Origin of the sequence: Sphingobium sp. RSMS (assembly GCF_005406185.4) — a bacterium.
GTDB classification, from domain to species: Bacteria; Pseudomonadota; Alphaproteobacteria; order Sphingomonadales; family Sphingomonadaceae; genus Sphingobium; species Sphingobium fuliginis.
The window spans coordinates 1,686,727-1,708,254 of the sequence record NZ_CM191257.1 but is presented as its reverse complement, the minus strand read 5'-3'; the positions used below and the strand labels follow the sequence as shown (position 1 = coordinate 1,708,254).

Genomic DNA, 21,528 nt, shown 5'->3' with positions numbered 1-21,528 from the left:
CATAACAACAGAAACGGGGCCATATGCGTCTGCTGATCGTCGAAGATGAACCTAGCCTTGGGCAACAGCTCCGCAACACGCTGGAAGGCGCGGGCTATGCCGTGGATCTGGCCGACGATGGCGAGGACGGGCATTTTCTGGGTGCGACCGAAAGCTATGACGCGGTCGTCCTGGATCTCGGCCTGCCCACCATCGACGGCCTTACCGTGCTGGACCGCTGGCGCAAGGAGGGACGCAGCTTCCCGGTGCTGGTGCTGACGGCGCGCGACAGCTGGTCAGACAAGGTGGCCGGGCTGGACGCGGGCGCCGACGATTATCTTGCCAAGCCTTTCCAGAGCGAGGAACTGATCGCCCGCCTGCGCGCGCTGATCCGCCGCGCATCGGGCAATGCGTCGAGCGAACTGACGGCGGGCGACGTAAGGCTGGATACGCGCTCGGGCAAGGTGACGCTGAAGGGCGAGCCGGTGAAGCTCACCGCGCAGGAATATAAGCTGCTGTCCTACCTCCTCCACCACAAGGGCAAGGTGGTGAGCCGCACCGAATTGATCGAGCATATCTACGATCAGGATTTCGACCGCGATTCCAATACGATCGAAGTGTTCGTGACCCGCATCCGCAAGAAGCTGGGCGCGGACGTCATCACGACGATCCGGGGCCTGGGCTACAGCCTGGATGAACCGGGGCGGTAATCGCTCATCTTCCGTTCGGGCTTCGGGCGAACGGAAACAAAGGCTTTTGCGTCTTTGACTGACCAGCCGCAAGTTAGCTCGACCGGATCGCTCAGCCGCCGCATGATCGGCATCGCGGCGCTGTGGATCAGCCTGCTGCTGCTGGGCGGCGGGCTGGCACTGGATCGGGTGCTGTCCGACGCGATCACGCGCAATTTCGACGACGGCATGAACTATGTCCTGACCGCCATGATCGCGTCGGCCGAGATCGGGCCGGACGGAGAGGTGCTGTTCAACCGCGAGCCTGCCGACCAGCGTTTCCTGGAGCCCAATAGCGGCATCTATTACCAGATCAGCGGCAAGGGGCATGAGGATTGGCGGTCGCGTTCGCTGTGGGACCGGGCGCTGAAGGTCAATCCGGAGCATCATGACGACGCCCCGCACATCTATGACAGCAACCAGTTTCCGGGCGAAGACCTGCGCGTGATGGAACGCAGCATCATCCTGCCCGGATCGGACACGCGCTGGATGTTCATGGTGGCGCAGGCGCGCGAGGGACTGGACGCGCAGATCAAGACGCTGCGATCGACCCTGTTCGAGAGCTTTGCCCTGCTGGCGCTGGGGCTGATCGTGCTGGCGACGTTGCAGACCATTTACGGGCTGCGGCCGCTGCGCAAGGTGCGGCATGAAATCGTGCGGATGCGCGCGGGCGAGAAGAATCGCGTGACCGAGCCGATGCCCGCCGAGGTGCTGCCCATGGTCGAGGAACTGAATGCCCTGCTCGCTCATAATGAGCGGCAGGCGGAGGAAGCGCGGACCCATGCGGGCAATCTCGCCCATGCACTCAAGACGCCGCTGACCGTGATCATGAACGCCGCGACCGCGCAATCGCCCGATCTGGGCGATACGGTCATCCGGGAAGCGACGACGATGCGACGGCAGGTCGACCACCATCTGGCGCGGGCGCGCGCGGTCGGACGGCGCGGCGCGGCGCAGAGCCGGGCGGAAGTATGGGCCAGCCTGGATGCGGTGGAAAGGGCCGTCCAGCGGCTCTATCCCGAAGTCCGCATCGACATGGATGGCGACAAGGAAGCCGCCGTGCGGGTCGAACGGCAGGACCTGGACGAGATGCTGGGCAACCTGATCGAGAACGCCGCCAAATATGGCGGGGGCAGCGTGTTCGCGACCGTAGGGCGCAAGGGGGCGATGGTCGAAATCCTGGTGGAGGATGACGGCACGGGCATTCCGCAGGCAGACCGCACGCGCATTTTCGACCGGGGCGTAAGGCTGGATTCGGGGAAGCCGGGAACAGGCCTTGGCCTCGCCATCGTGCGGGACGTCGCGGAAATCTATGGCGGGTCCGTCGCGCTGGAGGAAAGCGACGATCTGGGCGGAGTGCTGGTCCGGCTGCGGCTGCCCGCGGCCTGATGCGGCGGCATCTCTATCTTGCCTGCGGTTTCCTGTCGCTTGGGGTAGGGGCGGTCGGAGCCTTCCTGCCGCTCCTGCCGACAGTGCCGTTCATGATCCTGGCGGCCTTCTGCTTCGCGCGGTCGAGCCCGGCGCTGGAGGCGCGCCTGCTGGAGCACCGCCATTTCGGCCCGCATATCCGGCATTGGCGGGAAAAGGGCGCGATCAGCCGGCGAGGAAAGAAGGCGGCGCTGGCGGCTTTTGCTTTCAGCATGGTGCTGGCGCTCATATTTTCGCCATTTCCGTGGTTCTTGGTCCCTGCGGCGGCCGCTGCGATCGGCGGGACATGGATATGGACGCGGCCCGAAGCTTGAAGCGCGACCTTATCCGCGCAGAAAGCGGGCAGGCCGTTTTTCTTCCCCCGTTCGCCCTGAGCCCGTCAAACCTGTCCTGAGCGCCGGCCTTGCACGCAGTCGAAGGGCGCTTCAGCTCTTCTTGAGAGAGGTCATTTCAGGAGAAAGGCGAAGGGCTTCGACAGGGCTCGCCCCGAACCGTGCTCTTATGTCCGTCCCTGGCCCTCATCCGCCAATCCCGCATTTTCTACAGCAGCGTATCGATGCTATGGATGGCAAGTCCCACCAGCCCGCCCACCAGCGTGCCGTTGACCCGGATATATTGCAGGTCGCGGCCGACCGCATGCTCAAGCCGGCTGGTGACGGTCCCCGCATCCCATCCGCGCACCGTCTCGCTGACCAGCTTGACGATGGCATCGCCATAGGCTGCCGTCGCCCCCACGGCGGCACGCCGCACGAAGCGGTTGATAAGGAACCGTAGCCGCGCGTCCTGTTGCAAGGTCGCGCCAAGCTGATGGAGCGCTTCGCCTAGACGCCCCGCCATCGCCTTGCCGGGATCGCGCACCGCGCGCAACAGCCCGCCGCGCGCCTGTTCCCACAGGCCATCGATCCAGCGCTGCATTGCCGGATTGTCGACAACCTCGTCACGGATGCGCGCCACGCGCGCCTGCATCTCCAGATCGAATTGCAGGTCGGCGGCGAGCTTCGTCAGGCCCTCCTCGGCCTTCAGGCGCAGGCTGTGGGCCGGGTCCTGCGCCATGTCGGCCAGCAGCTTGCGCAGCCCGTCGATGATCGCGTTGGACAGATTTTCGTCAAGGCCGGTCCAGCGCATTATCTTGCCCGACCGGTCATGCACCATCTGCCGGATCAAATGGTCGTTCGCCTCCAGCGTGCGATCCGCCCATAGGATGATGCCGTCCATCACCGGGGCGTGGCGCCCGTCCCGCATCGCGGCTTCCAGCGCTTGCCCGATCAGGGGGGCAAGGTTCATGGCGCGCAGGCGCTGGGCGATGGCGCCCTTCACCATGCCGCCCAGCCGTTCCTGGTCCAGCGCTTCCAATATATCGGCGGCGAGCCGGGACGCGCCCTCGCGCAGCCTGCCGTCGCCGCTGGAGGGACTCGACAGGAAGCGTCCCGCGGCGGCCGCCATGTCCAGCCGCTGCATCCGCCGCGCCACCACGGCGGGCGTAAGGAAATTGTCGCGCAGGAACAAAGCGAGCGTATCCCCGATTCGATCCTTGTTGCGCGGGATGATCGCGGTATGCGGGATCGGCAGGCCCAGCGGGTGGCGGAACAGGGCCGTGACGGCGAACCAGTCGGCCAGTCCGCCGACCATCGCCGCCTCGGCAAAGGCCTGGACGAAGCCGATGGCGGGGTGGAGGTGCGCCGTCGCCCGCGCCGCCAGGAACAGCGCCGCCATGACCAGCAGCATGCCCGTCGCCACCGTCCGCATGCGCCGCGCCGGATGGACAGGGCTGGCGACGGCGGGCCGGGGCGGAGCAAGCATCTTCATGACCAGCTAACGGTTACGCCGCCGTTTCGTTCAGGCAAGCGCTTCTTTTCCGGGGAAGGGGATGGACGGCCGGCAATTGGCCGAAGGGCGCCCCGCCACCTTATCTTTCCAGCGCATATTGCACCGTCAGCGTCACCGAGGACCCAACCTGTCCCGGCTCCACCGGCGTCGCAGGCGCTGAGTCCGCCTTGAACCGGGCCGCTGCCATCACCAGCATGGGCGGCTGCCCGCCGCTGTTGCTCTCCGCCAGCGAGACGAGCCTTGCCGAGCGATAACCTGCCGCCTGGGCATAGAAATCGGCCTGCGCCCTGGCGGTCTTCAACGCCGCCGCCCGGGCCTGCGCCAGCATCGGCGCGGGATCGCTGATCGAGAAGCTCGGCCCGTTCACATTGGTCGCTCCGGCCTCCACCATCGTGTCGAGCAGGGTTCCCACCTTCCTGATGTCGCGCAGCTTCACCGATAGCTGGTTCGAAGCCTCATAGCCGATGAAACGCGGCCCGGCGGGCTGGCCGTCGCGGTTGCTATAGTCATATTGCGCGCTCAGATTGATGCCGCTGGTCTGGATGTCCTTCTTCGGAATGCCCGCCTTCACCAGCGCGGCGACCAGCCTGTCCATCTGCACCGCATTGTCGCGCATCGCCTGCGCGGCGGTCTGGGCGCGCGTCTGGACCCCGGTACCCACCGTCGCCATATCGGGCGCCGCCTCCACGGTCTCGGTGACGTTCAACGTCACGACCGGCGCGGTTTCTGCGATGGTCACGCTGGTCTGCGCAGCGGCCGCGACGGGCAGGGCGGCGGCGGCAACGACAGCGGATGCCATCAGGGCGAACGTGGATTTCACAGGGCTTTCTCCTCAAGAAGCGATGCAGCGACATTGTGACGGCTGCGATGAATGGACGCTGACATGCGTTGAAAGCCGTCAGACAGCTTCCGGTTCCCCCCCTTGCCCCAGGCGCGCCAAAGCCCTAGCTGCACGGCCATGGCGGCTCCCATTCTCTCCTTCGAAAATCTTGGCCTGTCCCAGGGCACCCATTGGCTTTTCCGCAATCTCGACATTTTCGTCGGGGATCGGGATCGGCTGGCGCTGATCGGCCGCAACGGCGCGGGAAAGACCACGCTGCTGAAACTGATCGCCGGCCAGATCGAACCGGACGAGGGCACGCGCTCCGTCCGTCCGGGCGCCCGCGTCATCATGCTGGAGCAGGACCCTGACGTTTCCGGCTTCGCCACGCTGCGCGACTTCGCGCTGGCGGGCCAGTTCGCGCCGCCCGCGCATGAGGTGGACGCCATCGCCAGCCAGCTCGGTACGGACCTCAACCGAGAGGCCGCGACCGCTTCGGGAGGCGAACGCCGCCGCGCCGCCATCGCCCGCGCCCTCGCCAGCGAACCCGATCTGCTGCTGCTGGACGAACCGACCAACCATCTCGACATCGACGCCATCGACTGGCTGGAGGGCTGGCTCGGCCGCTATAATGGCGCGTTCATCGTCATCAGCCACGACCGCGCCTTCCTGACGCGCCTCACGCGCCAGACGCTGTGGCTGGACCGTGGCGGCATCCGCCGCAACGAGATCGGCTTCGGGGGTTTCGAGCAGTGGATGGAAGCGGTCTATGCCGAGGAAGCCCGCGCCGCAGAGAAGCTCGACGCCCGGCTCAAGATCGAGGCGCACTGGCTGGAACGCGGCGTCACCGCCCGGCGCAAGCGCAACCAGGGCCGCCTTGCCAAGCTCCACGAAATGCGGGCCCAGCGCGCCGCCATGGTGGGACCGCAGGGTGTCGCGAAAATCGCCGTCGCCAGCGACGACAACAAGACGAAAAGCGTCATCACCGCTGAGCATGTCACGAAGAATTTCGGCGACCGCACCGTCATCAGGGATTTCTCGCTGCGCATCCAGCGCGGCGACCGGATCGGCATCGTCGGCGGCAATGGCGCGGGCAAGACCACGCTCCTCAAACTGCTGACCGGTGAACTCGCGCCCGACAGCGGACAGGTCCGTCAGGCCAAATCGCTCGACATGATCTTCATCGACCAGCAGCGCAGCCTGATGCAGGCCGACAGGCGCGTGCGCGACGTTCTGGCCGAAGGCGGCGACTGGATCGACGTGCGCGGCACGCGCAAGCATGTCCATGGCTATCTGAAGGAATTCCTCTTCGACCCCTCGCTGGCGGAGGCGCGCGTCGGCACCCTGTCGGGCGGCGAGCGCTCACGGCTGCTGTTCGCCCGCGAATTCGCCCGCGAATCGAACCTGCTGGTGCTGGACGAACCGACCAACGACCTGGACCTCGAAACGCTCGACCTGCTTCAGGAAGTCATTGCCGATTATGAGGGCACCGTCCTGATCGTCAGCCACGACCGCGACTTCCTCGACCGCACGGTGACGGTCACGCTTGGCTTGGACGGCTCCGGCACCGTCGACGTGATCGTTGGCGGCTATGCGGACTGGGCCGCCAAGCGCCAGCCGAAGAACGCGCCCAGGCAAGAGAAGAAGGCTGCGGCGCCGCCCCCGCCGAAAAGCGCGTCGACCAAGCTCAGCTACAAGGACCAGCGCGATTTCGACCTGCTGCCCAAGCGGATAGAGGAGATGGAGGCGGCCATTGCCCGCGATGAGCAAGCGCTGGCCGATCCCGATCTCTACAGCCGCGATCCCGGCAGGTTCGACCTGCTCAGCAAGGCGATCGAAAAGGCTCGCGCCGAAAAGGAAGCCGCAGAGGAACGCTGGCTGGAACTGGCGGAAAAGGCGGAAGGGCTGGGTACCTAGAATGCCTTGCGCCATCCTCCTCATCTGGTAGCCAGATAGCGGAAAAAGGGGACAGGCGCATGGAACAATCCGCGACGATGCAGGACAATGACATGATCGACGGCCATCATGCGGTCCATTATGTCAACCGCGTCGGCTGGCTGCGCGCGGCCGTTCTCGGCGCCAATGACGGCATCGTCTCCACCGCCAGCCTGCTCACCGGCATCGCTGCGTCGGGGGCGTCGCGGGATACCATCCTTCTGTCGGGCATCGCCGCGCTGGTGGCGGGCGCCATGTCGATGGCCGCGGGCGAATATGTGTCCGTCAGCGCCCAGTCCGATACGGAACGCGCCGATCTGGCCAAGGAAAAGAAGGCGCTCGCCCAACAGCCCCATGTGGAATGGGAGGAATTGCGCGACATCTACGTCGATCGCGGCCTGACGGCTGACCTCGCGGGCCAGGTGGCGACGCAGTTGATGAATGTCGACGCGCTCGCCGCCCATGCGCGGGACGAACTGGGCATTTCCGACATCAGCACCGCGCGGCCCGTCCAGGCGGCGCTGACCTCCGCCGCGACCTTCTCCGCAGGCGCGGTCGCCCCTGTGCTGGCCGCCGTCGCCAATCCGTCGCACGCCATCGCGGCCGTCGCCGTCACGTCGCTGCTGTGCCTTGCGGTGCTTGGCTATGTCGGCGCCCGCCTGGGTGGCGGCGGGGTAGCGCGGGCGGTGGCTCGCGTCGTCTTCTGGGGCGTTTTCGCGATGCTTGCGACCTCCGGGGTAGGCAAGCTCTTCGGCGCCGCCATATGATGGGGGAAGCCGTCCATTCGCAAGGAGAGCATGCCATGATCCAGCAAATCCCGCTCAAGACCATCAAGGGTGCCGACGCCAGCCTGGCCGACTATGCGGGCAAGGTGGTTCTGGTGGTCAACGTCGCCTCCCGATGCGGCCTGACTCCGCAATATGAGGGGCTGGAAAAGCTCTATCGCGACTATAGGGACAAGGGGCTGGTCGTCGCCGGCTTCCCCGCCAATGACTTCGGTGCGCAGGAACCGGGCAGCAATGAAGAGATCGCGACCTTCTGCACGACCAATTTCGGCGTCGATTTCCCGATGTTCGAGAAGATCGTCGTCACCGGGCCGGAAAAGCACCCGCTCTACGCAGCGCTGACCGGCGCGCAGCCGAGTTCGCAGGGGGAGGGGGCCGAGTTCCGCGAAAAGCTGATCGGCTATGGCATCACGCCCAATCCCGAACCCGAAGTGCTCTGGAATTTCGAGAAGTTCCTGATCGCGAAGGATGGCAGCGTGGCCGCCCGCTTCGCGCCCTCGACCGCGCCCGACGATGCCGGGCTTATCGCGGCCATAGAGGCGGAACTGGCGAAATAGCGCCCAGCGCCGCCCCATGAACCAGACGCTGCTGCCGCAAATCGGCCCGGTGCTGGAGACGCTCGGCATCGTCGGCACCTTCGTCTTCGCCGCGTCCGGGGCGCTGGCGGCCGCGCGCCTGCGCCAGACGCTCGTCACCTTCGCCTTCTTCGCGCTGGTGACGGGGGTAGGGGGCGGGACTGTCCGAGACCTGCTGATCGGCGCGCCGGTCTTCTGGGTCCGCGACGCCGTGCCCGCCATCGCCTGCATGATGGCGGCGCTGCTCGTCTGGTTCACCCCGCGCCGTTTGTGGAGCGACAGCGCTCTCGACTGGCTGGATGCGGTGGGGCTCGCCGCCTTCGCCGTCTATGGCGCGGCCAAGGCGATGAGCTATGGCGTGCCGCCGCTGGTGGCGGCGATGATGGGCGTCGTCACCGGCTGCGTCGGCGGCATCATGCGCGACCTGCTGGCGGGGGAGCCGTCCATATTGTTGCGGCCGGAACTGTACGTGACGGCGGCGGCGCTCGCGGCGGGCCTGTTCGTCGTCCTGCGCTGGATCGGGCTGGACGTCCCCGTCGCGGGCGTCATCGCCGCGCTGCTCGGTTTCCTGCTGCGGGCCGTCGCGATGCGGAAAGGGCTCGGGCTGCCGCACTACCAGACGGAAGACTGAACCGGCGTCCGCGGATAGCGTCCGCCATCACCCATGCGCCTTTTTCCGCCGGGTTTCCCAACCCTTTCTGGCGGCGGCGGACCGATCGGCGGCCGGACGCCGGGCTGACGCCGCGCCGCCCTCCTTCCCGCCCTTGCGCGAGGAGGCATGGCTGTCCGGCTTGCCCCGGCCGGAGCCGGATTTGTTGCCGCCGCCCGATTCCTTGTTGACGGTCGCCCAGGCGCGCCGTTCCGCTTCCTTGCGGGACACGCCGCGATCCTCATAACCCTGCTCGATATGCTCCGCCTTGCGCTTCTGCTTGTCGGTGTAGCTGCTCTTGTCGCCCTGGGGCATGATCGTCTCCTTTTCCTTGCATTCCAGGCTAACGATCGAACTGGCGGGCCGTTCACATCGCTGCACAGGCGTTACGACGCGGGAACCGAACGACGGGGGAACAGGGCGGTCCGGCCCGCGTTCACCAGCGCATGGAGCAGCGCATTCTTCTCGAACGGCTGGCGCGGCATCTGGCCGCCGGCAATCCCGACCTGGGTCCGGATCGCTGGCAGGAACAGGTGGAAACCGCGGCAGGCCTGCTCGCCATCATCAAGGACCCTGACGATGCCATGCGGCAGGCGGGTGACGAACGGGTCTGGCAGGCGATGATCGACGCCGCGCTGCGCCAGCGCTGGGCCGTCGCCTCCGCGCCGTCCGTGGAACCGCCGGGCGGCACCGACGAGGAAGGCGACATCCCGCTGACGCCGGACACCGTCAGCGGCAACCGGGCCGAATGGGTCCATCTGCACCAAGCACAGGAGAAGCCGAAATGAAGGGGTTGTTGAAACTCGCATTCCTCACCGGACTGGGCGCCGTGGCGTGGAGGGGATGGAAGGAGTGGCAGGCGCAGCGCGACGCGGGCGACTATCGCGGGACCGGCTTCTCCTCCGGCCCGGTGCGCGATGCCGGGCCGGACGAGCAGCATATCGACGCGCGCGAATGGGACATGGTGGACGAGCAGGTCGATGAAAGCTTCCCTGCCAGCGACCCGCCGGGCAATTATCGCGGCCTGCATTGAGCCGCCGGCTCGCCCCCTTATCGATCCGATCGCTTCCCAATCCATTGCACCGCTTGCGCCCCGCCTCTATTGAGGCGGCTGCCGGTCCCATGCCGGGGCCAACAGGGGAATAATATCAATGCCTTCGGGTCTGATCGCGCTGCTCGACGACGTGGCGGGGATTGCCAAGCTTACCGCCAGTTCGCTGGACGATGTCGCCGCCGCCGCGGGCAAGGCGGGCTCGAAGGCGGCGGGCGTCGTGATCGACGACACCGCCGTCACGCCGCGCTATGTCATGGGCCTGACGCCGGACCGCGAACTCCCCATCATCTGGAAGATCGCCAAGGGATCGCTGCGCAACAAGCTGCTGTTCCTGCTCCCTGCCGCGCTGGTTCTGAGCGCCCTCGCACCCTGGCTTCTGCCCCCCTTGCTGATGCTGGGCGGCGCCTTTCTCTGTTTCGAAGCGGCCGAAAAGCTGCTGGAGGCAGTGCAGGGCGGCCATGATCTGGCGGAGGAGGCGCTGGAAACGCACAGTTCGAAGGAGCTGGAGGACCAGAAGGTCTCCGGCGCGATCCGCACCGACTTCATCCTCTCGGGCGAGATCATGGCGATCGCGCTCGGCACCGTGGCGGCGGAACCGATCTGGGAGCAGGCGATCGTCCTGATCGTCGTCGCCTTCCTGATCACCGCCGGCGTCTATGGCGTCGTCGGCTTCATCGTGAAGATGGACGATATCGGCCTGCATCTGGCGGAACGGCGTTCGGCCGGCGCACGGGTGCTGGGCCGGGCGATGGTGAAGGCCATGCCGGTGCTGATGCGGATATTGGGCGTCGTCGGCACGGCGGCCATGCTCTGGGTCGGCGGGGGCCTGATCGTCCACGGGCTGCACGAATTTCACTGGGATCTCATCCCCGGCGCCATCCATCATGTCGCGGAAGCGGCGGGCCGGGGGCTGCCCGCCATCGCGCCGGCGGTGGAATGGGTCGTGAACGCGGCGGGCGCGGCTATCGTCGGGCTGGTCGTCGGCGGCATCGTCGTGGCGGTGCTGCACCTCTTTAAAAAGCACTGATCGATGCGTTCACCCTGGCGTCTGGAGGCCGGGGCGCTGACCGCGCTCGCGCTGCCGATGATCGCGGGCAATATCGCCTGGGCCGGCATCGCGGCGACCGACCTGCTGCTGCTGGGCCGGCTCGGCGCGGGCGCGGTGGCTTCGGGGGCGCTGGCGATCAACCTGTTCAACGCGCTGCTGATCTTCGGCATGGGGCTTGTCACTGCCGCCGCGCCGCTGATCGCCACGGAACGGGGGCGTCGGCGGCATTCGGTGCGCGACGTCAGGCGGACGGTGCACCAGACGCTGCGCGCGGCGACCCTGTTCGTACTGCCCGCCTGGGCGCTGCTCTGGGAAAGCGAATCCATCCTGCTGCTTATGGAGCAGGAGGCGGACCTGGCGGCGCAGGCGGGCGAACTGATGCGCGGCCTGCAATGGGCGCTGCTGCCCTTTCTGGGCTTCACCACGCTGCGCAACTTCATTTCCGCGCTGGAACGGCCGGTCTGGGGCCTGATCATCATGGTCTGCGCCATCCCGTTCAACCTGCTGGCGGGCTGGACCCTGATCTTCGGGCATCTGGGTTTTCCCGCGCTGGGGATTTTCGGCGCGGGCATCGCCAGCACGCTGTCCTCCTCCTTCCTGTTCCTCGGGCTGCTGTCGGTCATCCTGATCGACCGGCGGTTCCGTCGCTATCGCCTGCTGGGGCGATTCTGGACCCATGATCGCGAACGGCACCGGGCCGTCTGGGCGCTGGGCCTGCCGATCGCGATCACCCTGGGGCTGGAAACCACCGTGTTCAACGCCTCCGCCTTCCTGATGGGGCTGATCGACCGCGACTCGCTGGCGGCGCACGCCGTCGCGATTCAGATCGCCGCGCTCGTCTTCATGGTGCCGATGGGCATCGGCCAGGCGGCGACCGTGCGCGTGGGTCTCGCCTATGGAAAGGGCGATCTGGCAGCGGTCGGCCGTGCGGGCTGGCTGGCGCTGGCGATCGGGACCGGATTCGCGCTGATCGCCGCGACGATGCTCATCGCCTTTCCGCGCATGCTGATCTCCGCTTTCCTGAACCTTGCCGATCCCGCCAATGCGCGGACCGCGATGCTGGCGGTCGGTTTCCTGGGCGTCGCGGCGCTGTTCCAGTTGGTGGACGCCGCGCAGGCGGTGGGGGCAGGGGTATTGAGGGGCATACAGGATACCCGCGTGCCGATGATCTTCGCCCTGATCGGCTATTGGGTGATCGGCATCGGAATCGGCATCGTCCTGGCCTTTCCGCTGGGGTTGCAGGGCCTTGGCATCTGGCTGGGACTCGCGAGCGGGCTGGGCGTCGTCGCGCTGCTGCTGGTGGCGCGCTGGGCCTTGCGTGAGCGGCTGCATCTTCTATCGCGCAGGCGAAACGCCTGAATCCATTTGTCGCGGGCATGGGCCGGGTTGCGTCGCCGTGCGATGGTGCGACGCACAAAGCAATTGAACCGGCGCGTCAAATCGGTAATGAAAAACGCATTATGAACGCTCCTACCATGTTCTTCGAGGCGATAGCGCTTCAGAAATGTCTGATGGCGACCTACAACAAGATGGTCGTGAAGCTCGCGCCGCACATCCTCTACACGCGCCATGACGAAATGTTCATCGACGCGGTGACGATAGAGCGCGACGGCCGCCCGCCGCGGGAGCTGAAGCTCGGCACCTTCAAGCTGGCGGGACTGAACGACGTCAGCCTGGTCGATGAAAAGTTCGAGGCGATGCACGGCCTCTATGATCAGGGCGACAGCAAATATAAGGGCGTGACCCTGTTCGCGGTCGAGCCGGAGAGCGCGGCAGCCTGAAACCGCATTGACGGTTGAAGAGGAAAAAGGGGCGGTCCTGCGGGGCCGCCCTTTTTCGTTCACGGTGACGCCGTGGAGGTTGCAGCGCCATCTGCTCCTGCAAGGACAGGAACTCGCGTCAACCTGCGCCGTGGAAGCTTCATCGCAAAGGGGCTCTCACCGCCGATGCTTGCCCCGCTTCGATCCGATGTGGCGGATATTGGTCGGCCGCCCGCGCCTGACGCTGCCGGGCCGCACGCGGTCCTTCTTGAAGCTCGGCCGCTGGGGCAGGGCGTCGGGCAGTTCGAAGCGCAACGAGCCGTTGATCGGGTCCGCTTCGGCCAGCCGCAATTGCAGCCGCTGCCCGACCGTATAGCGGTCCCCGCTCTCCACGCCTTCCAGCGCCCGCCCGGCTTCGTCGAAGAAGAAACGCTCGTCGCCCAGCGTCGACACCGGCACCAGCCCGTCGCCGCCCAGCCCCTCGACCGTGGCGAAGAAGCCGAAGCTCTGCACCCCGGTGATCCGCGCCTCCACCAGATCGCCCACATGCGCCGCCAGGAACGCCGCGACATAGCGGTCGATGGTCTCCCGCTCCGCCTCCATGGCGCGGCGCTCATGCTGGCTGATCATCTCGCCCACGCGGCCCATATTCTCCATATCCTCGCCGCTCAGCGATGATCGGTCGGGAATATCCCCCTTGGGCGCCGGCAGTTCCAGCCCATAGGCGCCCACCAGCGCCCGATGCACCAGCAGGTCCGCATAGCGCCGGATCGGCGACGTGAAATGCGCATAGGACCCCAGCGCCAGCCCGAAATGCCCCATATTGGACGGCGCATAATAGGCCTGTGTCTGGCTGCGCAGGATCTGCTCCATGATCTGGGGCTTCTCCTCCGCTTCCCCGATCCGCGCGATCAGCCGGTTGAAGGTGGCGGGCTTCACCACCTGCCCCAGGGCGAATTCGATGTCGAAGGTCGCCAGATAATCCTTCAGCGCCACCAGCTTGTCCCGACTCGGCGGCTCATGGACACGGTACATGACCGGCGCCTTCTTGGCCTCCAGCGCCTTTGCCGCCGCGACATTGGCGGCGATCATATAATCCTCGATCAGCATATGCGCGTCCAGCCGCTCGCGCACCGCCACGCTGACGATCTTGCCATATTCGTCCAGCACCACCCGCCGCTCCGGCAGGTCCAGCGCCAGCGGCTCCCGCTTGTCCCGCGCCTTGCGCAGCAGCGCCCAGCAGGCCCAGAGGGGCTTTAATGCCGGTTCCAACAGGTCGAGGGGCTTTTCGCCGTCGATTGCCGCCTGCGCATCCTCATAGGCCAGCACCGCCGCCACCCGGATCACCGCGCGGGAAAAGCGCCAGCTCTTCACCTTGCCCGCCGCATCCAGCACGAGGTGACAGGCCATGGCCGCACGATCCTCGCCCGCCCGCAGCGAACACATGTCGGAAGAAAGCTGGTGGGGCAGCATCGGCACGACCAGATCGGGGAAATAGACGCTGTTCCCGCGCTTCCTCGCCTCGCGGTCCAGCGCGCTGCCCGGACGCACATAATAGCTGACGTCCGCGATCGCGACGATCGCCTTGTAGCCGCCCTCATTGGCCGGATCATCATCCGGCGCGGCCCAGACCGCATCGTCATGGTCCCGCGCATCGACCGGATCGATGGCGACGATGGGCAGGTGCCGCAAATCCTCCCGCTTCTCCTCATGCAAGGCGAGGCTGGAAGCCGTCACCGCCTCCTCCTCGACCCGCTCGGAAAAGACGTGGGGAATGCCATGCTTGTGGATGGCGATCAGGCTGAAACTGCGCGGCGCGAAGGGATCGCCCAATATGTCCGTCACCCGCGCCGTGATCCGGGGCGGGCGCCCCACCGGCTCGGCCAGCACCAGATCGCCCTTCTTCGCCGTGCCGGCGTCCGAAATCGGGGTGTCCCGCCGGATGCGCTTGTCGACCGGGCGCAGCCACAACTTGCCGCCATCCGCTTCCTCGACCACGCCCAGCAATTCCTCGCTCGCCTTGGCAAGCTTCTTCATCGGATGCGCGACCCAGCCGCGCCCCGCTTCCTCCGTCCGCGCCAATATGCGGTCGCCGATCGTCAGCGCGCCGCGCTTGCCCCGCTCCATGACGCGCAGCCGGGGCGCGGGCTGTCCCTCCGCCTCCCAGCGTTCCGGCGTGGCGATCAGGGTGGTGTCGTCGACATCCACGATCCGCAGCACCGTGACCTTGGGCACGCCGCCCATCTTGTGGAAGGCCCGCGCCGGGCCGATGTCGATCAGCCCTTCGTCCGCCATGTCCTTGAGCAGCGCCTTGAGCGCGATCTTCTCCTGCCCCTTGAGACCGAAGGCCTTCGCGATCTCCCGCTTTCCGGCCGGCTGGTCGGACGTGGCGATGAAATCCATCACCTGCTCGCGCGTCGGGAAACCTGCGGGCCGCACCTTGGTCCGGGCGGAGTCGGATTTCTTCTTCTTTTCGGTGGATGCCATGGACCAGCTATAGGGAGAGGGGCTCCCCCGCGCCAGTGTTCCATGGCGGAGGGTCGATGCGAAAAGATAGCGGCTGCAGGGAAGGGCCTTTGTGGCGTCTGGGCTGGGTGAATAAGCGGACACCCATTTTATCCCTCTCCCTCGAGGGAGAGGGCTGCGCAGACTTGGCAGCTTGCTGCCTAGTCGTAGCTGGGTGAGGGGGTTGCGATCCAACGGATCGCGCGGGCCGCAGGCCCGCCCCTTCCTCATCCAACCCCGCCCACGCTCCTTCGCCGCCAGGGCTTCCCATCCCCCTCCCTCAAGGAAGAAAGGAATGTCCTGCACTGCCCATCAATCCCCATGCCACATCAAGCAGCACCGCACATCACCGCCACAGCCCAAGCAGCAGCGCCACCATCCCCCGGTCATCCGCCGCCGTCGCCACCCGCGGCGCGCCATAGCCCCGGCACTCCAGGCAATCGGCCCGCACGCCCGCGCCGCTCACCAGCGCGCGCACATCGGCGACGGCCTGCAAAGCCCAGTTCCGCTGCACGATCGCCTGCCGCCCGAGCAGGTCGCGCCCGACCATGGCTGACGGGGCCCCGGCATCGTCCTCATCCTCCCGATCCATGACCGACTGGACGAATTCGGCGAACTTGTCCGGTTCCTTGGCAATGCGATAGGGCCTGGCCTTGGCCGGATCGATCTTCGCCAGCCTCGCCGCTTCGGCAATCGCCTCTTCCAGCCCGCCGAAGCGATCCACCAGGCCGATCTGCCGCGCCGTGCCGCCGTCCCAGACGCGGCCCTGCGCAATGGCATCGATCTGCTGGGGGGTCTTGCGGCGCGATTGCGCGACCAGCCCGACGAATCGGCCGTAAATATCCTCGACCCCCATCTGCATGATCCGGTCGAACTCCGGCGTGGTGCCCCCGGCAATGTCCGGCTGGCCCGACAGCGGCGTCGTCTTCACGCCGTCGGTGGTGACGCCCATCTTCGCCAGAGTGCCCTCGAAGCTGGGTATGATGCCGAACACGCCGATCGAACCGGTGATCGTATCCGGCTCCGCGAAGATCACATCGGCCGGCGTCGACACCCAATAGCCGCCGCTGGCCGCCACATTGCCCATGGACACCACCACCGGCAGACCTTCGGACTTCGCTTCCATGATGGCGCTGCGGATCTTCTCCGACGCCATCACCGATCCGCCCGGCGAATCGACCCGGACCACCAGCGCCTTCAGGTCCTTGTCCGCCAACGCCTTGCGCAGCAGCGCCGAAATCGTGTCGCCCGCCGCCGTGCCCGGCCCGGCCTCGCCATCGACGATGTCGCCCGCAATGGTCAGCACGCCGATCTCGCCGTCATTGGCGGGCTTGTGCGCCCTCATATAGTTTTTAAGATCGATGGCGGCGAAATTCCCGGCCCTGTCGTCCGGCGCATCGCCCGCAACCTCTGCCACCCGCGCGCCGAAGGCGGCTTCGTCGCCCACCCGGTCGACCAGCCCGGCGCCCAAGGCCGCCTTCGCCAGATTGCCGCCAGCCGCCTCCGCCAGAGCCGCCGGATTGCCGACATAGGCCGCCAGCCGCGCCCTGGGCCGCGCCTTGGCCACTTCCTGCCGCCAATCCTCCCACAGCGCATCGGCGAGCGCCTGATTGGCCTGCTTCGCTTCCGGCGACTGGCCGGTCCGCGTGAAGGGCTCGACGAAGCTCTTGTAGGTGCCGACGCGATAGACATGGGTGTTGACCCCCAGCTTGTCGATCAGCCCCTTGTAATAAAGCCCCGATCCGCCGCGCCCGGTGATCGCCACGCCGCCCAGCGGGTCCACCCAGCTTTCGCTCGCATGCGCGGCCAGTTGATAGCTGTCGTCGCTATAGATGGCCGCATAGGCGAAGACCGGCTTCTTCGCCGCGCGCACTGCGTCCAGCGCCTTGCCCACCCGCGCCAGCGCCACCTGACCGCCGCCCATGAAACCGTCCAGGTTCAGCACGACGGCCTTCACCTTCCTGTCGTCCCTGGCGGCATCCAGCGCGGCAACGATGTCGGCCAGCCCATATTCCTTCGCCCGGTCGCTCCCGCCCGACAGCAGCGCCATCGGATCGATTTCCGACGGCTGTTCGACGATGGTCCCGTTCAGTTTCAGCAGCAGCGCGCCGCTGCCGACGCTCTGCGCTGGCTTGGGCGACCAGGACAGGGCGGCATAGAGCGCCCCGAAGAACATCAGCAGGAACAACAGCACCAGCCCGTCCTTGATGGCCACCAATATGCGCCACACGCCCTTCACAAATGCCAAGTTGCCGGTTCCTTCCTTCAGCTTCTGCGTGGGCTATCCCATCGACGGACCGACTGCAATGTGGGGGCAGGCCGGGGCCGCGCAAGCTTGCGTCGGATATTTCCCGCGCTATGGGAGGGCGCAATTCTTGGTTTCTCGTGCAGGAGACACGCTTCATGCCCACGCTCGTCCTCATCCGCCACGGCCAGTCGGCCTGGAACCTCGAAAACCGCTTCACCGGCTGGTGGGACGTCGACGTGACCGAAAAGGGCGCGGAGGAAGCCCGCGCCGCCGGCCGCCTGCTCAGGGAAAAGGGGCTGGACTTCGACCAGTGCTACACCTCCGTCCAGACCCGCGCGATCAAGACGCTGAACCTGGTGCTGGAGGAAATGGGCCGCCTGTGGCTGCCGGTCGAAAAGGACTGGCGCCTGAACGAACGCCATTATGGCGGCCTTACCGGCCTCAACAAGGCGGAGACGGCGGCGAAGCATGGCGACGCGCAGGTGAAGATCTGGCGCCGCAGCTTCGATACGCCCCCGCCGCCGCTGGAGGCGGGCAGCGAGTTCGACCTGTCGAAGGACCGCCGCTATGCCGGCATTCCGATCCCCTCGACGGAATCGCTGAAGGACACGATCGCCCGCGTGCTGCCCTATTGGGAAGAGCGGATCGCCCCCGACCTCAAGGCCGGCAAGCGCGTCGTCATCTCCGCCCACGGCAATTCCCTCCGCGCGCTGGTGAAGCATCTCTCGAACATTCCCGACGACGAGATCACCGAACTGGAAATCCCGACCGGTCAGCCCATCGTCTATGAACTCGCCGACGACCTGACCGCCAGGGACCGCTACTACCTGTCGGAACGCTAGAAAGTTCCCTTCCCGCAGGGGGAAGAAAGAAGCATTGCCCCTCCGCGAACCTCCCGCTAAGGGGCTTTGCTTTCCGCATATCAGGGAAAGTGCGAAGCGAAATGACCGGGGCACTCGAAGCCGTGCAAGTCGGCATCATCATGGGCAGCCGATCCGACTGGGAAACGATGCGCCACGCGGCGGACACGCTGGAGGCCCTCGGCGTCGCCCATGAATGCAAGGTCGTCTCCGCCCACCGCACTCCTCAGCGCCTCTACGACTATGCCACCGGCGCGGTCGGCCGGGGCCTGAAAGTCATCATCGCCGGAGCCGGTGGCGCCGCGCACCTTCCCGGCATGGCCGCCTCCATGACGCGCCTGCCAGTGCTGGGCGTGCCTGTGGAGTCCAAGGCGCTGAAGGGCATGGACAGCCTGCTTTCCATCGTCCAGATGCCCGGCGGCGTTCCGGTCGGCACGCTTGCCATCGGCAAGCCCGGCGCGATCAACGCCGCGCTCTTCGCCGCCTCGATCCTCGCCACCACCGACGAAGCGCTGGCGCAGCGCCTCGACGCCTGGCGGGAAAAGCAGACCAACGACGTAGCGGACACCCCCGAATAAGATGACCATCATCCCGCCCGGCTCCACCATCGGCATATTAGGCGGCGGCCAGTTGGGCCGGATGATCGCCATCGCCGCCGCGCAGCTTGGCTATCGCACGCACATCTACGCCCCGGAATCGAGCGGCCCCGCCGCCGACGTCTCTCCCCGCTGGACGCAGGGCGCCTATGAGGATGCCGACGCACTGGCGGCCTTCGCAGACAGCGTCGACGTCGTCACCTATGAGTTCGAGAATATCGACCCCTCGGCGGTCGAAGTCCTCGCCACCCACGGTCTCGTCCGCCCCGGCGCGGAGGCGCTCCGCGTGGCGCAGGACCGCCTCGCGGAAAAGCGCTTCGTCTGCGACCTGGGCGGCCTCACCGCGCCCTTCGCCCCGGTCGAAAGCCTGGACGATCTCGAAGAGGCGCTGGACCAGATCGGCAGCAGGGCGATCCTCAAGACCAACCGCATGGGCTATGACGGAAAGGGGCAGGCGCGCCTCTCCGATCCCGGCGATGCGGTCGGCGCGTGGAACGCCATTGGCCGCCAGAGCGCCATCCTCGAAGGCTTCGTCACCTTTGCGGAGGAATTCTCCGTCATCCTCGTGCGCGGCGCCCATGGCGACATCCGCTTCTGGGACAGCGCCGCCAACGTCCACAGGGACGGCATTCTCGACAGTTCGACGGTTCCCGCCGGCGCGCGGATCGAAGGCCAGCTTGCCGAAGCCCGCGCCCTGGCGTCGAAAGTCGCAGACGCGCTCGACTATGTCGGCGTCCTGACGCTGGAATATTTCGCCAGCGCCGATGGCCCGGTCTTCAACGAAATGGCCCCGCGCGTCCACAATAGCGGCCACTGGACCATCGAAGGAGCGGTGACGAGCCAGTTCGAAAATCATGTCCGCGCGATCTGCGGCCTGCCGCTGGGCGACACCGGCCTCGCCGCGACGAAGGTGGAGATGCGCAACCTGATCGGCGTCGAGGCCAATGACTGGCTGCAGATCCTGTCCGATCCGGCCAATCACCTGCACCTCTACGGCAAGCATGAAGCCCGCCCCGGGCGCAAGATGGGTCATGTCACCCGCCTGACCCTCTAACCTCTCATCGTTCGCCCTGAGCTTGTCGAAGGGCTTCACTTCTCTTTAAAGGGGAGGCGATGGGGGCTTCGAAAGGCTCCGACCGAACGCAGGATGGGTGTCGTGATCGATCAAATATTGGCCCGAACCGCATGACCAGTCCCACCGCCGAAATCCTCCTCATCCTGGCCCGCGCCGACAATGGCGTGATCGGCCGGGACGGCGACCTGCCCTGGCGCCTGCCCGCCGACCTCCGGCATTTCAAGGCGCTTACCCTCGGCCACCCGATGATCATGGGCCGCAAGACCTTCGACAGCCTTCCCGGCCTGCTGCCCGGCCGCCGCCATATCGTCCTGACCCGCGACAGCGCATGGAGGGGGGAGGGCGCCGAAACCGCCCACAGCCCGCGGGACGCCATAGCCACGGCCGCATCGCCCACCGTCACCGTCATCGGCGGCGCGGAAATCTACAGCCTCTTCCTGCCTTTCGCCCATCGCATCGAACTCACAGAGGTCCATGTGGATGCGGAAGGCGACACCCGTATCGCCTATCCCGATCCCGCCGACTGGCGGGAAGTCGCCCGGCAGGACCATCCCGCCGAAAATGGCCGCCCCGCCTACAGCTTCGTCACTTTCCTCCGCGCCGCCGCGCATTGCCAGCGGCCGGACGCATCCCTATAGCGCCCCTCATGGAGCGGCTGCACAGCGGCGCCCCGATGCCCGCGCATCTGCGCGGCAGCATCATGGCGCTGGGGAATTTCGACGGATTTCATGCCGGGCATCAGGCCGTGGCCCGCCGGGCCATAGAGCTTGCCCGCGCGCAGGGCAGGCCCGCTGTCATCGCCACATTCGACCCGCATCCGATGCGGCTCTTTCGCCCGGAAACCCCCTGGTTCCGCCTGACCACCCTCGACCAGCGGGAACGCCTCTTCGCCCGCGCGGGCGCCGACGCGATGCTGGTGTTCGATTTCACCCGCGAACTGGCCGCGCTGGACCCGCTCTCCTTCGTTCGCCTGCTGGTCGACTGGGGCGTAGCCGGAGTCGTGACGGGGGAGGATTTCACCTTCGGCAAGGACCGCGCGGGCTCCACGCGGAGCCTTGCGCAACTGGGCGCGCCGCTCGGCCTTGCCGCCGAAGCCGTACCCCCGGTCACCGGCGCGGATGGGGAGATCATCTCCTCCACCCGCATCCGCAAGGCGCTCCAGTCCGGCGACTGCGCGACCGCCACCCGCCTGCTGACCCGCCCCTTCGCCATTGAAGGCGTGGTCCAGCATGGCGACAAGCTCGGCCGCACCATCGGCTTTCCAACGGCCAATATCGATCTTGGCCATTATCTGCGCCCGGCCTATGGGATCTACGCCGTGCGCGGGCTGCTGGCCGACGGGCGCGTGCTGGACGGTGCGGCCAATCTCGGCATCCGTCCCAGCTTCGATCCGCCCAAGGAATTGTTGGAGCCACATTTCCTCGACTTCGCCGAAAATCTCTACGACCAGCGGATCGAGGTTCAACTGATCCACTATCTTCGTCCTGAAGCGAAATATGACGGCCTCGACGCGTTGATGGCCGCCATCGCGAAGGATTGCGACGATGCGCGGCAAATCCTTGCGGGAACGCCGCACCTCGCCTAATGCACCGGGCATATTTCTCACCCGTTCGGGCTGAGCCTGTCGAAGCCCTTTTCTTTCCTTGAGGAAGAGCG

General features: G+C 66.6%; 22 protein-coding genes. 17 read left to right on the top strand and 5 right to left on the bottom strand.

Features of this window, described 5'->3' with window-relative positions; genetic code table 11:
• Nucleotides 1-23: 23 nt before the first annotated feature.
• The 3 genes from EGM87_RS07955 (at nt 24) to EGM87_RS07945 (ending at nt 2,449) form a co-directional block, all read left to right on the top strand.
• Nucleotides 24-689 (top strand): response regulator transcription factor, encoded by a 666-nt coding sequence (locus EGM87_RS07955; RefSeq protein ID WP_044662519.1) that lies wholly within the window; start codon nt 24-26, stop codon nt 687-689.
• Between the two features lie 102 nt (nt 690-791).
• Complete coding sequence (locus EGM87_RS07950; RefSeq protein ID WP_044662518.1) at nt 792-2,096, top strand: sensor histidine kinase; 1,305 nt, start codon at nt 792-794, stop codon at nt 2,094-2,096.
• Nucleotides 2,096-2,449: a YbaN family protein gene (locus EGM87_RS07945; protein ID WP_044662517.1), complete on the top strand. Its 354-nt coding sequence runs from the start codon at nt 2,096-2,098 to the stop codon at nt 2,447-2,449. The genes EGM87_RS07950 and EGM87_RS07945 overlap by 1 nt, the downstream gene beginning before the upstream one ends.
• A gap of 226 nt (nt 2,450-2,675) precedes the next feature.
• Here the strand turns inward: EGM87_RS07945 and EGM87_RS07940 are convergent, their stop codons facing one another.
• Together EGM87_RS07940 and EGM87_RS07935 are read right to left on the bottom strand one after the other, a co-directional pair.
• Nucleotides 2,676-3,941 carry a DUF445 domain-containing protein gene (locus EGM87_RS07940; protein WP_044662516.1) on the bottom strand — a complete coding sequence of 422 codons (1,266 nt, stop codon included), beginning with the start codon at nt 3,939-3,941 and terminating at the stop codon, nt 2,676-2,678.
• A 100-nt stretch (nt 3,942-4,041) separates the two neighbouring features.
• On the bottom strand, nt 4,042-4,782 hold the full coding sequence (locus EGM87_RS07935) for an SIMPL domain-containing protein (RefSeq protein WP_044662515.1): 741 nt from the start codon (nt 4,780-4,782) through the stop codon (nt 4,042-4,044).
• A gap of 138 nt (nt 4,783-4,920) precedes the next feature.
• Between EGM87_RS07935 and EGM87_RS07930 the strand changes: the two genes are divergently transcribed.
• The 4 genes from EGM87_RS07930 to EGM87_RS07915 are packed head-to-tail and all read left to right on the top strand — an operon-like array spanning nt 4,921 to nt 8,708.
• Entirely contained in the window at nt 4,921-6,699 is a 1,779-nt protein-coding gene (locus tag EGM87_RS07930; protein ID WP_044662514.1) for an ABC-F family ATP-binding cassette domain-containing protein, read from the top strand.
• 59 nt (nt 6,700-6,758) lie between these two features.
• Nucleotides 6,759-7,484 carry a VIT1/CCC1 transporter family protein gene (locus tag EGM87_RS07925; RefSeq protein ID WP_044662513.1) on the top strand — a complete coding sequence of 242 codons (726 nt, stop codon included), beginning with the start codon at nt 6,759-6,761 and terminating at the stop codon, nt 7,482-7,484.
• Nucleotides 7,485-7,519: 35 nt separating this feature from the next.
• Nucleotides 7,520-8,059, top strand: a complete 540-nt coding sequence (locus tag EGM87_RS07920; protein ID WP_044662512.1) for a glutathione peroxidase — start codon at nt 7,520-7,522, stop codon at nt 8,057-8,059.
• 16 nt (nt 8,060-8,075) lie between these two features.
• Nucleotides 8,076-8,708: a trimeric intracellular cation channel family protein gene (locus EGM87_RS07915; RefSeq protein WP_044662511.1), complete on the top strand. Its 633-nt coding sequence runs from the start codon at nt 8,076-8,078 to the stop codon at nt 8,706-8,708.
• A 27-nt stretch (nt 8,709-8,735) separates the two neighbouring features.
• Here EGM87_RS07915 and EGM87_RS07910 read toward each other — a convergent pair whose 3' ends face one another.
• Nucleotides 8,736-9,041: a hypothetical protein gene (locus EGM87_RS07910; RefSeq protein ID WP_044662510.1), complete on the bottom strand. Its 306-nt coding sequence runs from the start codon at nt 9,039-9,041 to the stop codon at nt 8,736-8,738.
• 131 nt (nt 9,042-9,172) lie between these two features.
• Between EGM87_RS07910 and EGM87_RS07905 the strand changes: the two genes are divergently transcribed.
• The 5 genes from EGM87_RS07905 (at nt 9,173) to EGM87_RS07885 (ending at nt 12,609) form a co-directional block, all read left to right on the top strand.
• Nucleotides 9,173-9,514 (top strand): hypothetical protein, encoded by a 342-nt coding sequence (locus EGM87_RS07905; RefSeq protein ID WP_025551401.1) that lies wholly within the window; start codon nt 9,173-9,175, stop codon nt 9,512-9,514.
• Nucleotides 9,511-9,759: a tellurite resistance TerB family protein gene (locus tag EGM87_RS07900; protein WP_044662509.1), complete on the top strand. Its 249-nt coding sequence runs from the start codon at nt 9,511-9,513 to the stop codon at nt 9,757-9,759. The genes EGM87_RS07905 and EGM87_RS07900 overlap by 4 nt, the downstream gene beginning before the upstream one ends.
• A 118-nt stretch (nt 9,760-9,877) precedes the next feature.
• A complete protein-coding gene (locus EGM87_RS07895) occupies nt 9,878-10,807 on the top strand; it encodes a DUF808 domain-containing protein (RefSeq protein WP_025551398.1) in 930 nt (309 codons plus the stop codon).
• 3 nt (nt 10,808-10,810) lie between these two features.
• The gene (locus EGM87_RS07890) at nt 10,811-12,187 is read left to right on the top strand and encodes an MATE family efflux transporter (protein WP_044662508.1); all 1,377 of its coding nucleotides are present in this window, start codon (nt 10,811-10,813) and stop codon (nt 12,185-12,187) included.
• A gap of 101 nt (nt 12,188-12,288) precedes the next feature.
• Complete coding sequence (locus EGM87_RS07885; RefSeq protein WP_025551395.1) at nt 12,289-12,609, top strand: hypothetical protein; 321 nt, start codon at nt 12,289-12,291, stop codon at nt 12,607-12,609.
• 156 nt (nt 12,610-12,765) lie between these two features.
• Here EGM87_RS07885 and rnr read toward each other — a convergent pair whose 3' ends face one another.
• Complete coding sequence (rnr, locus tag EGM87_RS07880; protein WP_025551393.1) at nt 12,766-15,075, bottom strand: ribonuclease R; 2,310 nt, start codon at nt 15,073-15,075, stop codon at nt 12,766-12,768.
• 364 nt (nt 15,076-15,439) lie between these two features.
• Nucleotides 15,440-17,341, bottom strand: a complete 1,902-nt coding sequence (sppA, locus tag EGM87_RS07875; protein ID WP_044662507.1) for a signal peptide peptidase SppA — start codon at nt 17,339-17,341, stop codon at nt 15,440-15,442.
• 155 nt (nt 17,342-17,496) lie between these two features.
• Between sppA and gpmA the strand changes: the two genes are divergently transcribed.
• From gpmA to EGM87_RS07850, 5 genes are all read left to right on the top strand, one after another.
• Nucleotides 17,497-18,183 carry a 2,3-diphosphoglycerate-dependent phosphoglycerate mutase gene (gene gpmA, locus EGM87_RS07870; RefSeq protein ID WP_044662506.1) on the top strand — a complete coding sequence of 229 codons (687 nt, stop codon included), beginning with the start codon at nt 17,497-17,499 and terminating at the stop codon, nt 18,181-18,183.
• 101 nt (nt 18,184-18,284) lie between these two features.
• A complete protein-coding gene (gene purE, locus EGM87_RS07865) occupies nt 18,285-18,779 on the top strand; it encodes a 5-(carboxyamino)imidazole ribonucleotide mutase (protein ID WP_044662505.1) in 495 nt (164 codons plus the stop codon).
• A gap of 1 nt (nt 18,780) precedes the next feature.
• A complete protein-coding gene (locus EGM87_RS07860) occupies nt 18,781-19,851 on the top strand; it encodes a 5-(carboxyamino)imidazole ribonucleotide synthase (RefSeq protein ID WP_044662504.1) in 1,071 nt (356 codons plus the stop codon).
• A 131-nt stretch (nt 19,852-19,982) separates the two neighbouring features.
• Nucleotides 19,983-20,510 (top strand): dihydrofolate reductase, encoded by a 528-nt coding sequence (locus EGM87_RS07855; RefSeq protein ID WP_044662503.1) that lies wholly within the window; start codon nt 19,983-19,985, stop codon nt 20,508-20,510.
• An 8-nt stretch (nt 20,511-20,518) separates the two neighbouring features.
• The gene (locus EGM87_RS07850; protein WP_044662502.1) at nt 20,519-21,457 is read left to right on the top strand and encodes a bifunctional riboflavin kinase/FAD synthetase; all 939 of its coding nucleotides are present in this window, start codon (nt 20,519-20,521) and stop codon (nt 21,455-21,457) included.
• The last annotated feature ends 71 nt before the right edge of the window (nt 21,458-21,528 follow it).